Origin of the sequence: Vibrio sp. 10N.286.51.E5 (assembly GCF_041469125.1) — a bacterium.
Taxonomy (GTDB): Bacteria; Pseudomonadota; Gammaproteobacteria; order Enterobacterales; family Vibrionaceae; genus Vibrio; species Vibrio crassostreae_C.
The window spans coordinates 1-228 of sequence record NZ_JBFRJZ010000119.1; the positions used below are offsets into that span (position 1 = coordinate 1).

General features: G+C 43.4%; 1 protein-coding gene. It reads left to right on the forward strand.

What is annotated here, in order from left to right:
• The coding region (locus AB4161_RS22745; RefSeq protein WP_372084406.1) for a transposase at positions 1-202 on the forward strand (202 nt) is incomplete at its 5' end.
• Between the last annotated feature and the right edge of the window lie 26 nt (positions 203-228).

The window sequence follows — 228 nt, forward strand, 5'->3', positions numbered from 1 at the left end:
ACACTACGTATTAGATGTTGTTTTTAAAGAGGATAGCTCTCGAATCACTTTGGATGGTGCCGTTGAGAACATAGCGTTGTTCAGACGCTTTGTAATGAACATGCTTAAGCAATGTGATTGCGGTGCGCCAAGTCAAAAGGTGAAGTTGAAAAAAGCGGGATGGAACGACGATTATCGGGCTAGAGTCTTCTTTGGGTTATAAATCCATCAAAGTATGCTCCCGCCCTG